Origin of the sequence: Streptomyces glaucescens (assembly GCF_002154375.1) — a bacterium.
Taxonomy (GTDB): domain Bacteria; phylum Actinomycetota; class Actinomycetes; order Streptomycetales; family Streptomycetaceae; genus Streptomyces; species Streptomyces glaucescens.
Window position 1 is genome coordinate 1 of the sequence record NZ_MUND01000512.1, and the last position, 11812, is coordinate 11812.

Annotated in this window: 12 protein-coding genes; 3 read left to right on the forward strand and 9 right to left on the reverse strand. The window is 71.9% G+C overall.

The annotated features are described in order from the left end of the window. Both CCN42_RS29885 and CCN42_RS29890 read right to left on the reverse strand, forming a co-directional pair. Nucleotides 1-571: TerD family protein (locus CCN42_RS29885; protein ID WP_143662055.1), on the reverse strand; the 571-nt coding region annotated here is incomplete at its 3' end. A gap of 177 nt (nucleotides 572-748) precedes the next feature. Beyond that, nucleotides 749-1345: a M48 metallopeptidase family protein gene (locus CCN42_RS29890; RefSeq protein ID WP_086740303.1), complete on the reverse strand. Its 597-nt coding sequence runs from the start codon at nucleotides 1343-1345 to the stop codon at nucleotides 749-751. A gap of 339 nt (nucleotides 1346-1684) precedes the next feature. Here CCN42_RS29890 and CCN42_RS29895 point away from each other — a divergent pair, with 339 nt between their 5' ends. After that, entirely contained in the window at nucleotides 1685-2899 is a 1215-nt protein-coding gene (locus CCN42_RS29895; protein WP_086740304.1) for a TOMM precursor leader peptide-binding protein, read from the forward strand. After that, the gene (locus CCN42_RS29900; RefSeq protein ID WP_086740306.1) at nucleotides 2892-4256 is read left to right on the forward strand and encodes an ABC1 kinase family protein; all 1365 of its coding nucleotides are present in this window, start codon (nucleotides 2892-2894) and stop codon (nucleotides 4254-4256) included. The genes CCN42_RS29895 and CCN42_RS29900 overlap by 8 nt, the downstream gene beginning before the upstream one ends. 389 nt (nucleotides 4257-4645) lie before the next feature. On the opposite strand, the gene CCN42_RS29905 is transcribed toward CCN42_RS29900, so the two are convergent. The 4 genes from CCN42_RS29905 to CCN42_RS29920 form a co-directional block, all read right to left on the reverse strand. Further along, nucleotides 4646-4969 carry a hypothetical protein gene (locus CCN42_RS29905; RefSeq protein ID WP_086740307.1) on the reverse strand — a complete coding sequence of 108 codons (324 nt, stop codon included), beginning with the start codon at nucleotides 4967-4969 and terminating at the stop codon, nucleotides 4646-4648. After that, nucleotides 4966-5334: a WhiB family transcriptional regulator gene (locus CCN42_RS29910; RefSeq protein ID WP_005480495.1), complete on the reverse strand. Its 369-nt coding sequence runs from the start codon at nucleotides 5332-5334 to the stop codon at nucleotides 4966-4968. The genes CCN42_RS29905 and CCN42_RS29910 overlap by 4 nt, the downstream gene beginning before the upstream one ends. 175 nt (nucleotides 5335-5509) lie before the next feature. After that, nucleotides 5510-5836: a hypothetical protein gene (locus tag CCN42_RS29915; RefSeq protein WP_169731551.1), complete on the reverse strand. Its 327-nt coding sequence runs from the start codon at nucleotides 5834-5836 to the stop codon at nucleotides 5510-5512. A 165-nt stretch (nucleotides 5837-6001) separates the two neighbouring features. Next, nucleotides 6002-8224, reverse strand: a complete 2223-nt coding sequence (locus CCN42_RS29920) for an ATP-dependent DNA helicase UvrD2 (protein ID WP_086740309.1) — start codon at nucleotides 8222-8224, stop codon at nucleotides 6002-6004. 186 nt (nucleotides 8225-8410) lie between these two features. Here CCN42_RS29920 and CCN42_RS29925 point away from each other — a divergent pair, with 186 nt between their 5' ends. After that, on the forward strand, nucleotides 8411-8653 hold the full coding sequence (locus CCN42_RS29925; RefSeq protein ID WP_043503946.1) for a mycoredoxin: 243 nt from the start codon (nucleotides 8411-8413) through the stop codon (nucleotides 8651-8653). A gap of 63 nt (nucleotides 8654-8716) precedes the next feature. On the opposite strand, the gene nudC is transcribed toward CCN42_RS29925, so the two are convergent. The 3 genes from nudC to CCN42_RS29940 all read right to left on the reverse strand — a co-directional run. Further along, on the reverse strand, nucleotides 8717-9661 hold the full coding sequence (gene nudC / locus CCN42_RS29930) for an NAD(+) diphosphatase (protein WP_169731552.1): 945 nt from the start codon (nucleotides 9659-9661) through the stop codon (nucleotides 8717-8719). A 156-nt stretch (nucleotides 9662-9817) separates the two neighbouring features. Further along, nucleotides 9818-11221 carry a dipeptidase gene (locus tag CCN42_RS29935; protein ID WP_086740313.1) on the reverse strand — a complete coding sequence of 468 codons (1404 nt, stop codon included), beginning with the start codon at nucleotides 11219-11221 and terminating at the stop codon, nucleotides 9818-9820. A gap of 10 nt (nucleotides 11222-11231) precedes the next feature. Further along, nucleotides 11232-11812: PD-(D/E)XK nuclease family protein (locus tag CCN42_RS29940; RefSeq protein WP_143662056.1), on the reverse strand; the 581-nt coding region annotated here is incomplete at its 5' end.

The following is an 11812-nucleotide window of genomic DNA, read 5'->3' on the forward strand; positions in this document are numbered from 1 at the left end:
GACAGGGCGCGGCCTGGGGCTGCTCCGGCGCGGGGGACTCCTCCTCCATGACCTCGCCACCGAAGTTTCTCAGCAACGCCTCCAGACCGCCGTCGAAGCCCTGGCCCACGGCCGCGAACCGCCAGACGTCCTTGAGGTAGAAGTCGCCCAGCATCACGGCGCGCTCGGTGGAGAACTCCGAACCGTCGAAGGAGTACCGGGCCACCTCCTCGCCGCCCGCGACGATCCGGATGTACCCGGGGTTGATCTGCGACATCTGTCCGGCGCCGTCGATCGTGGCGGTGAACGACAGCTTGTGGATCTGCGGGGGGATGCGGTCGAGCGTGACCCGGAAGGACTCCGTGTCGCCCGCCTGGGCGCCCAGCAGCTGGATGGACTCCTCGGGGGACTTCGGCTGGTTGAAGAAGACGAAGTACCGGTCGTCCGAGAGCCGTTCGTCGGCGTCGAGGCCGAAGCAGCTGATGTCGAAGGTCAGTCCCGGGGCGGAGATCTGCACACCTACGTACAGATCCGTGCCCGCGGTGAGATCACTGATCCTGGCCTTGTGGCCGCGTTGGAATTCCCTGGCCATGCGTTACGACCGTCCCCCATCCCGAATGTGAGTGCGTCGCGTCAGGCTAACGGCAAAGTCCGACAACGGACGCGGCCGGTACAGACCCGGTACAGAACCACCGCTGACCGGTGTCCATACGCGCGCGGGGTCGGTCGTCCCCCGCGCGGAGGACGATCACTCCCCGCGCGGGGCGGGTCACTCCTCGCGTGTGACGGGCAGGTACGGCAGCCGCTCGGCCGCCACCACCCCTTCGAGGTAACCCCGGGCCCGCTCGGTCCGCGGATACGCCTCCAAGAGCCGCCAGAACCGCGGCCCGTGGCCGGGCACCAACAGGTGGGCCAGCTCGTGGAGGAGCACGTAGTCGATGACGTACTCGGGCATCCCCTTGAGCCGGTGGGAGAGCCGGATGCTGCCTTCGGCCGGGGTGCACGAGCCCCAGCGCGTGTTCTGGTTGGTGACCCAGCGGACCGAGGTGGGCCGGGCCCGGCCGTCGAAGTACTGCGCCGAGAGCCGCTCGGCGCGCTCGGTCAGCTCGGCGTCGCCGAGGAGCCGCTTGCTCTCCTGGGCGGCCAGCTTGTCGAGCATGACGTTCACCCAGCGCTGCTCCTCCGCCTGGGACATCCGGGCGGGGATGAGCACGATGGTGCGATCGCCCTCGCGGTACGCGGACACCGTCCTTCGCCGGCGGGCGCTTCTGCGTACCTCGATCGCGCTCGCCCCCGAGCCGCCGGGCGGCTGGCTCGTCGTGCTGCGCTGTGGTGTCGCGGCGCGGTGCAGTGGGTCGGCGGGCACGCCCCGACGTTACCCGCTGCGCCCGCGGGAAGTCCCGGGTCCGGGACGGTTGGGTCCCGATCCCCCACCGAGCGTTTGATTTGTACGACAATCACCCGCCGCCTGTGGACAACTTCCGGCACCGGAGGCCCGGACCGGGCATGCTGGCATGCGTCGACGGACCACCACGGACCGGGGCGCACCGGATCAGACCGGAGCGGGCGGACCGTAGCGGGCGGACCGGAGCGAACCGGCATGCAACGAGGCTGACCTGCGGGCAACGGAGCAGACCGGAACGCACGGACTCTCCGTCGACGAACGGGGATCTCATACGATTTTCTTGGGCAACGGGGGCCTGACATGCATCCGATGGTGAAGCCCGCGCTCCGGCGCGGCTGGCGCGACCTCAACACCGTGCAGTTCGGGATGACTCCGGCACACGCGATGACACTGGGTCCGATGGACACCGCGACCGGCAGCTTCCTCGATCTCCTCAACGGCACCCGCGGGCTGGACCTGCTGCGCGCCGAGGGCCGGCGGATGGATCTGCCCGACGGCCATGTCGACGCGCTGCTGCGGCAGCTGTCCGGGGCCGGACTGCTGGACGACGCGAAGGGCGGCGGACCGGACGCGGAAGCCCTGCGGGACAAGCCGGACGTCCTCGACCGCCTCCGCCCCGACCTGGCCACGCTGTCGCTGACCACGTCGGAACCGGGCGAGGCGATCGAGCGCCTGGCCGCGCGCCGCTCCCTGCGGGTGCAGGTGCGCGGCGCCGGCCGGGTGGGCTCGGCCCTGGCCGCCCTGCTGGCGGGAGCGGGCGTCGGGGTGGTCGACGTGCGCGACGGCGGGCAGGTGGAGCCGTGGGACGTGACTCCGGGCGGGCTGCCCGCCGAGGCCGTGGGCGCGCGCCGGGACGAGACCGCCCGGCGGGTCGTGCGCGCCGCCGCCCCGGACCGTCCGTCCCGCCCCGGCGCCCGCTCCTCCGCCGGGGACGCCGATCCCGGCTTCTCCCTGGTGATCCTCGCCCCGCGTGACGACGTCGCCGTCCACGCGCCCGACCCGGACACCGCCGCTCCCCTCATGGACTCCGGCACCCCGCACCTGTACGCGGGGGTGGTGGAGGGAACCGGCATGGTCGGCCCGCTCGTCCTGCCGGGAGAGACCGGCTGCGCCGGCTGTCTGCACCGGGTGCGCGCCGACCGGGACCCGACCTGGCCCCGGCTGGTCGCCCAGTGGCAGTCGGGCAGGCAGCGGCAGGGGCGGCCGTGCGATCTCGCGCTGGCCGCCACGGTGGCCGGACTCGCGGCCGCGCACTCGCTCGCCTTCCTCGACGGCCGGACGCCGTCGAGCGCGGGCGCCCGCTGGGAGGTCTCCCTGCCCGGCCTTCAGTGGCACGCGAGACCGGTGTGGGCGCACTCCGAGTGCCCCTGCGGGGCGGCGGAGAAATCTCACGCGCAATCGGCCTCAAAGGAAGACGCCGCACACGAGACAATGGCGGAGCAAGGGTCGTCAACGCGGGTAAGCCGTCCGGCAGCCGCGGCGCGGCCGGCTGGGACTTGGAGGGCGCATGTCTGATCTTCCCCGGAAGGCGGTCACCCGGACCGCCAAGCTCGCCGCGCTCCCGCTCGGCTTCGCCGGCCGGGCGACCTGGGGGCTGGGCAAACGGATCGTCGGCGAGTCCGCGGAGATCGTCGGCCGCGAGCTGCAGCAGCGCACGGCCGATCAGCTGTTCAAGGTGCTCGGGGAGCTCAAGGGCGGCGCGATGAAGTTCGGCCAGGCCCTGTCCGTCTTCGAGTCGGCGCTGCCCGAGGAGGTCGCCGGCCCCTACCGGGCGGCCCTGACCAAACTCCAGGAAGCCGCCCCGCCCATGCCCACGCGCACCGTGCACACGGTGCTCGCGGAACGGCTCGGCGAGGACTGGCGTGAGCTGTTCGTGGAGTTCCAGGACAAGCCGTCGGCGGCGGCCTCGATCGGACAGGTGCACCGGGCGGTGTGGCACGACGGCCGTGAGGTCGCGGTCAAGGTGCAGTATCCGGGGGCCGGCGAGGCCCTGCTCTCCGACCTCAACCAGCTGAGCCGCTTCGCCCGGCTCCTGGGGCCGCTGGTCCCCGGCATGGACATCAAGCCGTTGATCACGGAACTGAAGGACCGGGTCTCGGAGGAGCTGGACTACGGCCTGGAGGCGCAGGCCCAGCAGGCGCACGCCGAGGAGTTCGCCGGCGACCCGGACGTGCTGGTGCCGGCCGTGGTCCACCAGAGCGAGCAGGTCCTGGTCACCGAGTGGATCGACGGCATCCCGCTGTCGGAGATCATCTCCGGCGGCACCGAGGAACAGCGCGACCGGGCCGGCCAGCTGCTCGCCCGCTTCCTCTTCTCCGGCCCGGCCCGCACCGGTCTGCTGCACGCCGACCCGCACCCGGGCAACTTCCGGCTGCTGCCCGGCGGACCGGCCGGCGAGGACGACTGGCGGCTGGGCGTGCTGGACTTCGGCACGGTCGACCGTCTCCCGGGAGGTCTGCCGACACCGATCGGCGAGTCCCTGCGCATGACCCTCGACGGCGAGGCTCAGGCCGTCTACGACCTGCTGTGCGCGGAAGGGTTCGTCAAGGAGTCCATCGACCTGGACCCCGACGCGGTGCTCGACTATCTGCTGCCGATCATCGAGCCCGCGCAGGCCGACGCGTTCACCTTCACCCGCGGCTGGATGCGCAGCCAGGCGGCTCGGATAGCCGATCCCCGGTCGCCCGCCTACCAGCTGGGCAAGCAGCTGAACCTGCCCCCGGCGTATCTGCTGATACACCGCGTCACTCTCAGCACCATCGGTGTCCTGTGCCAGCTGGGCGCCACGGTCCGGCTGCGTGACGAACTGGAGGAGTGGCTGCCCGGGTTCGTGGAGGAGGAGCTGGAGGAGGAACCCGCGGCGGAGGCCTGAGGTCCGGGCGGAGGTCACGGGCCCGGGTGGTGACAGCCCGAGTCCGCTACCACCAGGCCGAGTCGAGGCGCCCCTCGATCGCTCGGAGGTTCTCGCGCGAGCACCTGTCGCAGAAGTACTGGCGGACGCCGTTCTCCACGGAGCAGGTCCAGGTGGGCCGCGGACCGTCCGCCCCGATGCCGCAGCGCGCACACGAGGCGCCCGCGCTCGGTGGGGGAACCGCCGTCGTCCCTGCCTCCGGAAAGACTCGTCACCCGGCGACCATAACGCCGCGTCGGCTGGTCACCGGCTGCAACGCACCGCGGGGGCCGGTCCGTTCGGCCGGGCCGGCCCCCGCGGGAAGGCTTTCGCCTCCCGGTCCGGGAGGCCGCCGCTTCAGGCGTGGTGGGTTACTGCATGACGGCCAGGGCGAGCGCCCGGCGGGCGCGCAGCGAGGCGCGCTCGGCCCGGCGCTGCATCCGGCGGGCGGCCGCCAGGCTGATGGCCCGGCGTTCCCGCTGCGCCTCATGCAGGCGGTCGTGCATATGCGCACGAGCCAGGGCTTCTGGGATGAGTTGCATCTCTCGGGTCCTGTTCTGACGCGAACCGGTCGTGCCGGTGGTGGTGAAGTCTCGGGTTGCGGAGCCGGTGGGCTCGGTGACGGACGGCTTCATCGGGGCCTGCTTCTTGGGGTCGTGCGTGAGGGGACGGTCGATGGTTCCTGCGGTGTTCATGCCGTGACCGGGTTCTTCCGCGGGCGGCCACGCGGCCGCTTCCGGGCGACGACGACACCCTGGACGAACAGCTCGCCACCCCAGACACCCCAGGGCTCACGCCGCTCCTTGGCGCCGGCGAGGCAGGCCTCCATCAGCGGGCAGGTGCGGCACAGGGACTTGGCGTACTCCACGTCGGCCGGCGACTCGGCGAAGAAGACCTCCGGGTCGTAGGAGCGGCACGGGACGGGTACGCCCAGGTTCTCGATGGCGTCGTCGAGCGCGGTGAGCGCGGTGAGCGGGGTCAAGGTGGAGTCCTCCGTGAGGCCGGGCGGGGGGATCGTTTCGGAAGGCGGTACGGACGGGGCGTGCGCTTCGAGTTGCACGGATCGTTTTCCTCGTCTGGTCGTTCCGGTCGGGTGGACCGGGTGGCGGCTGGTACCGGGTTCTTTTCTTGTCCCGAGGCTCCTTCGCTCTGTCATCCACGTTCGTGGACAAACAGAAGGGCCGCGGATCCCGGATGGGGTTCCGCGGCCCTGAAGGCGCCGGCCTGATCGCCGATCAGGCTGGATCACTCCAGGGTTCTGGCCCACGGAAGGCCCACATACGGTGGTGCTGCGTCGTCTGCGTCCGGAATCCGGCACCGGTCGCCGTAAAGGCATAGGCCTGCGCCTTCGCCTCTACTGCCGCTTCCAGTGCCTTGGTCGGTCGCTCATTGCCCTCGCGGACGGGAAGGCCGGCGAGCAGCAGGGAGGACGCCGGACGGACGGCACGAATGCCGGACAGACCGGTGCCCTGGTCCGAGAAGCCGAGCATGCACAGGGAAGCGACGACCGAGCGATCGGTCATTTTGACGGTGCTGATGGAGCTGGTGTTGATGCTGATCACTGGACTCGCCTCCTCTCGGCGTCTCGGGGGACTGGGGTGAGCCAGTCCGACGGATATGCAAGTACAACACGGAAGCGGCGCCTCCGAGAAGGCCGCCGTTCCCACGGCTAAGAACCTATGGGGATCGCTGGGGCATGCGCAAACTATTTTTTCGACGAGTTCGTATCAGCCTCCGTCCTCTCCTTCCCCCGGTCCTTCCGCAGGTACTTCGCCGGGATCCCGGCCCGCGCAGAGCGCCAGTACATCGGCTCCGTAACGGTTGAGCTTGCGCGCTCCGACACCGGGGATCCGCGCCAGCTCTCCCACGTCGTCGGGGACCGTCTCGGCGATCGCCATCAGCGTCTTGTCGGTGAAGACGCAGAACGCGGGCTGGCCGCTGCGCCGTGCCTGGTCCGCACGCCACTCGCGCAGCCGCTCGTACAGTCCCTCGTCCATGTCGGAGGGGCACTCCTCACAGCGCAGCAGCTTCAGCTCGCCGGCGTCGGTGAGGGTGCGCCCGCACACCCGGCAGCGGGCCGGGGTGCGCTGGGTGCGCCGGGGAGCGGTCTCCGTCCGGCCCGCGAGGCCGCGCTCGACGCCTCCGGCTCCGCCGCCCGTCGCGCCACGGCCGGCCGCGCTTCCCGAGCCGGGGCGCAGACCGTCGAGGAACCGGCTGGGACGACGGCTGGGGCGGCCACCGGGTGAGCGGGCGAGCGACCAGGAGACATACAGATGGGTGCGGGCGCGCGTGACACCGACGTAGAGGAGGCGGCGCTCCTCCTCGATCTGCTCGTCGGTTCTGGCGTAGGTGATCGGCATCATGCCCTCGGCGACACCGACCAGGAAGACGACGTCCCACTCCAGGCCCTTGGCCGAGTGCAGGGAGGCGAGGGTGACGCCCTGCACGGTCGGGGCGTGCTGGGCGCCTGCCCGCTCGTCGAGTTCCGCGACGAAGTCGGCGAGGGTGGCGCCGGGCTGGGCGGCGGCGAAGTCCTGGGCCAGGTTCACCAGGGCCGCCAGGGACTCCCAGCGTTCTCTGACGGCGCCGGACCCGGCGGGGGGCTGAGGGGTCCATCCGTCGGAGGAGAGCACGGCCCGGACCTGGGAGGGCAGGTCGACGGCCTCGTCCAGGGCCGCGTCGTTGCCGCCGAAGCGGGCCGCGCCGCGCAGGGCGATCCCCGCCTTGCGGACCTCGGGGCGGTCGAAGAACCGTTCGGCACCGCGCAGCTGATAGGGGATCCCGGCGTCGGCGAGAGCCTGCTCGTAGGTCTCGGACTGGGCGTTGGTGCGGAACAGGACGGCGATCTCGCTCGCCGGTGTGCCGGCGTCGAGGAGATCGCGTATGCGGCGGGCGGCGCCCTCCGCCTCGGCGGGTTCGTCGGTGTACTCGGTGTGGACCGGCTCGGGGCCGGCGGGGCGCTGGGAGACGAGTTCCAGCCGGTGGTCGGCGGCGCGACCGCGGGCCTGGGCGAGGAGACCGTTGGCGAGGCGGACGACCTGGGGTGTGGACCGGTAGTCGCGGACCAGCTTGACGACGGTGGCGTGGGGGTGCTTGACACGGAAGTCGAGCAGGTGGTCGGGGGTTGCTCCCGTGAACGAATAGATCGTCTGGCTGGCGTCGCCGACCACGCACAGGTTGTCCCGGTCGCCGAGCCACAGTTCCAGCAGTCGCTGCTGGAGGGGGCTGACGTCCTGGTACTCGTCCACCACGAAGTGCTGGTACTGGGCACGCACCTGCTCGGCGATGTCCTGCCGGTCCTGGAGGATGGCGACGGTCAGCAGCAGAACGTCCTCGAAGTCGATGACCGCGCGGTCGCGCTTGAGGTCTTCGTACGCCGAGTAGAGCTGGGCGATCTCGGCGGGGTCGCGAGGGGCGTCACGGCCGGCCTTCGCTGCTGCGAGCGCGTAGTCGGCGGGGACGGTCTGGGTGACCTTGGACCATTCGATCTCCGCGGTGACGTCCCGCAGCTCACCCCGGTCGAGGCGGACGCGGCAGGCGGCGGCCGCGTCCGCGACGAGCTGGATCTTGCGGTCGACGAGCCGGGGCAGGGAGCCACCGATCGCTTTCGGCCAGAAGTACTGGAGCTGCCGGAGCGCCGCGGAGTGGAAGGTGCGGGCCTGGACGCCGGTGGCGCCGAGCTGGCGGAGCCGGCCGCGCATCTCTCCGGCGGCGCGGTTGGTGAAGGTGACGGCGAGCACGCTGGAGGGCTGGAGGATTCCGGCCCGCACCCCGTAGGCGATGCGGTGGGTGATGGCCCGGGTCTTGCCCGTGCCGGCTCCCGCGAGAACGCACACCGGGCCGTGCAGCGCGGTGGCGACCTCGCGCTGCTCCGGGTCGAGCCCTTCGAGCACCGCGTCGGCCGAGTCAGGGACCTGCGGGATGAGAGGGGGGTGCGTTGCTGCTGTCACACAGCCATGCTGCCAGGTCGCCGGAGACGGCTGAGCCGGTTGTCCACAGGCGGGCCCTCGCAGTCGTACTAATCACTCCCGCGGAGGTGACGCATCACCGGAGGCGGCTGCGGGAATGGTGGTGCTTTCAAGTACGTTCCCCTCTGCGAAGCACCTGTCCCCGAGCCGCTGAAGGAGCGCGAAGACATGCCGGGCACTGTGACGATGTACAGCACCACGTGGTGCGGCTACTGCCGTCGGCTGAAGAGCCAGCTGGACCGCGAGGGCATCACGTACGAAGAGATCAACATCGAGCAGGACCCGGAGTCCGCCGCGTTCGTGGAGAAGGCGAACGGCGGGAACCAGACCGTCCCGACCGTGCTGTTCCCGGACGGGAGCACGCTGACGAACCCGTCGCTGGCCCAGGTCAAGCAGAAGATCGGCGTCTGACGCGGTCTCGGCGCGACATGACGAAGGCGGCCCCCAGGATCTCCCGGGGGCCGCCTTCGTGTGTCAGATCATGCTGCGCATCGGCAGCGGCTTGCCGTACCACAGCTCGATCAGGCGGGCCGCGATCGAGATGCCGTAGGGCGGCAGCACCTCGCCGGACTCGAAGGCGGCGGCCAGCTCGTCGCGGGAGAACCAGCGGGCCTCGTGGATCTCGTCGCCGTCGACGTCGATGTCGGTGGAGGTGGCACGGGCCATGAAGCCGAGCATGAGGCTGGACGGGAAGGGCCAGGGCTGGCTGGCCACGTACTCGACCTGGCCGACGCTCACGCCCACCTCCTCGGAGACCTCGCGGCGCACCGCCTGCTCGATGGACTCGCCGGGCTCGACGAAGCCGGCGAGGGTCGAGAAGCGGCCCTCGGGCCAGTGCACCTGGCGGCCGAGGAGGATGCGGTCGTCCTCGTCGGTGACGGCCATGATCACGGCCGGGTCGGTGCGCGGGTAGTGCTCGGCGCCGCACGCGGGGCAGCGGCGGATGTGACCGGCGGCGGCGATCACGGTGCGCTCACCGCAGCGGGAGCAGAAGCGGTGGGTGCGCTGCCAGTTCTCCAGGCCGACGGCGTGCACCATCAGCCCGGCGTCGCGCGGGGACAGCAGCAGCCCGGCCTCCCGCAGGCCGGCCGGCCGCGCGGACTGGTCGATCCGGCCGGGCAGGGCGTCCTTCTGGAGCGCGAAATAGCTGACGCCGTCCTCGTCGATGCCCAGGAAGTAGCGGTGGGCCTCGGTGAGCGGGGCCTCGAAGGACGGGGTCATGACGAGTTCGGTGCGCCCGTCCGGAGTCTCGTCGATGAGGACCTGGCCGCCGGAGACCACGAAGCAGCGGGTGTTCGGGTGGCTCCACGCCGCCGCGAGCCAGGCCTCGTCGAGCCGGTGGTGGGCGGCCCGGTCGATGCCGCTCGGGGCGGTGAGCGAGATGGGTCGGTCGGCGGTGTGGTCGGTCCAGGTGGTCACGGGTGCTTCCAACTCCCCCGGTGCAACGGTTTGATTCGGCGGGCGGTTCGGCGGGTCGTTCGTGCGGGATCGACCGGGTCCGGCAGGGCTCGGTGGTGCGGGGCGGCCCTTCCAGTGTGCCCCGCGTGGTGCGGGGCTCCGGACGGCTGGGCGGGCTCAGCGTGCATGGCGCCAGTTCGCCGCGAGATCACCCCACAGGTACGCACCGGTCTCGGCGCCCTTCAGGAGCAGGTCCAGCTCGACCTTCTCGTTCGGGGCGTGCCAGCCGTCGGACGGGACGGAGATCCCGAGGAAGAGGACGGGTGCGCCGAGGACGTCCTGGAGGTCGGCGGCGGGTCCGGAGCCGCCCTCGCGGGTGAAGCGGACCGTCGTGCCGAACGCGCGGCCCATGGCGCGGGCGACGGACTGCAGGGCGGGGTGGTCCAGTGGGGTCAGACACGGGCGCGTGCCCGGGGAGAAGGCGATCTCGTGCCGGATGCCGGCGGGCAGCCGGTCGGCCGCCCACGCGCGGACGATGCGCTCGATGTGGTCGAGGTCCTGGCCCGCGACCAGCCGGAAGGACAGCTTCACCATGGCGCTCGCCGGGATGACCGTCTTGCTGCCGGCGCCCTGGTAGCCGCCGCCGATGCCGTTGACCTCGGCGGTGGGGCGGGCCCACACGCGCTCCAGGGTGGTGTATCCGGCCTCGCCCTGGGCGGCGTGCGACTTCGCGGTGCGCAGCCACCGCTGCTCGTCGAAGGGCAGCTCGGCGAAGAGTTCGCGCTCGCGGTCGGTCAGCTCCACCACGCCGTCGTAGAAGCCGGGGACGGCCACGCGTCCCTGTTCGTCGTGGAGGGCGGCGACCAGGCGGGCGACGGCGGTCGCCGGGTTGGGCACGGCGCCGCCGAAGGAGCCGGAGTGGATGTCCTGGTCGGGGCCGTACAGCCGGATCTCGCACTCGGCGAGGCCGCGCATGCCGGTGCACACCGTGGGGGTGTCCTCGGACCACATGCCGGTGTCGGAGACGATCACCGCATCGGCGGCGAGCCGGCCGGCGTGCTCCTCGACGAGGGCGCGGAAGTGCGGGGAGCCCGACTCCTCCTCGCCCTCGATCAGCAGCTTCAGGTGGACGGCCGGGACGCTGCGGCCGGTGGCGGCGAGGTGGGCGCGCACGCCGAGGGTGTGGAAGAAGACCTGGCCCTTGTCGTCGGCGGCCCCGCGCGCGTAGAGCCGGTTGTCGCGGACGACGGGTTCGAAGGGCTCGCTGTCCCAGCCGTCCTCGCGGGCGGCGGGCTGCACGTCGTGGTGGCCGTAGACGAGGACGGTCGGCGCCGCCGGGTCGTCGGAGGGCCACTCGGCGTAGACAGCGGGGGCGCCCGGTGTCTGCCAGACCTCGGCGGTCGGGAAACCGGTCTCCTTGAGCTTTCCGGCGAGCCAGTCGGCGCTGCGCCGCACGTCGGGCGCGTGGTGCGGCTGGGCGGACACCGACGGTATGCGCAGCCACTCGGCGAGGTCGTCGAGGAAGGCCGTGCGGTGCTGGTCGATGTACGTACGGACGGCGCTGTCCGGGGTCTGGCTCATGGTCACGAGCCTATCGGCCCGCGCCGACAGCCCGATCGTGCGGTTCGTCACCGGGCGGCTCCCCCGGCACCGCCTCCGGGGACTCCTCCCGCAGCAACCGCTCCAGGGCCGCCCGGCCCGGCAGGCGGTCGGGCCGTACGACCTCGCCGCTGCGCACGTACACGAAGGCCGCCGTGACCGACTCCGGGGGCAGGCCCTGCTGCTCGGCCCAGGCGAGCCGGTACAGGGCGAGCTGGAGGGGGTCGCCGCCGTGGTCGCGGCCGGTCTTCCAGTCGACGATCTCGTACGTCGCGTGCTCGTCGTCGCCGTCCCGGTAGACGGCGTCGATACGGCCCCGTACGACGCGGCCGGCGATGGTGATCTGGAAGGGCGCCTCCACGCGGTGCGGTGTGCGGTGGGCGTACTCGGTGCGCTCGAAGGCCTCCTTCAGCGCTTCGAGGTCGTGTTCGTCGGCGATCTCGGCCTCGGTGCCGGGCAGCTCGTCCGGCTCCAGCAGGGGCAGGGTCAGCGCTTCGAAACGGGACTCCACCCAGGCGTGGAAGCGGGTCCCCCGGCGGGCGGCGGGCTGCGGCGGGCGGGGCATGGGACGGG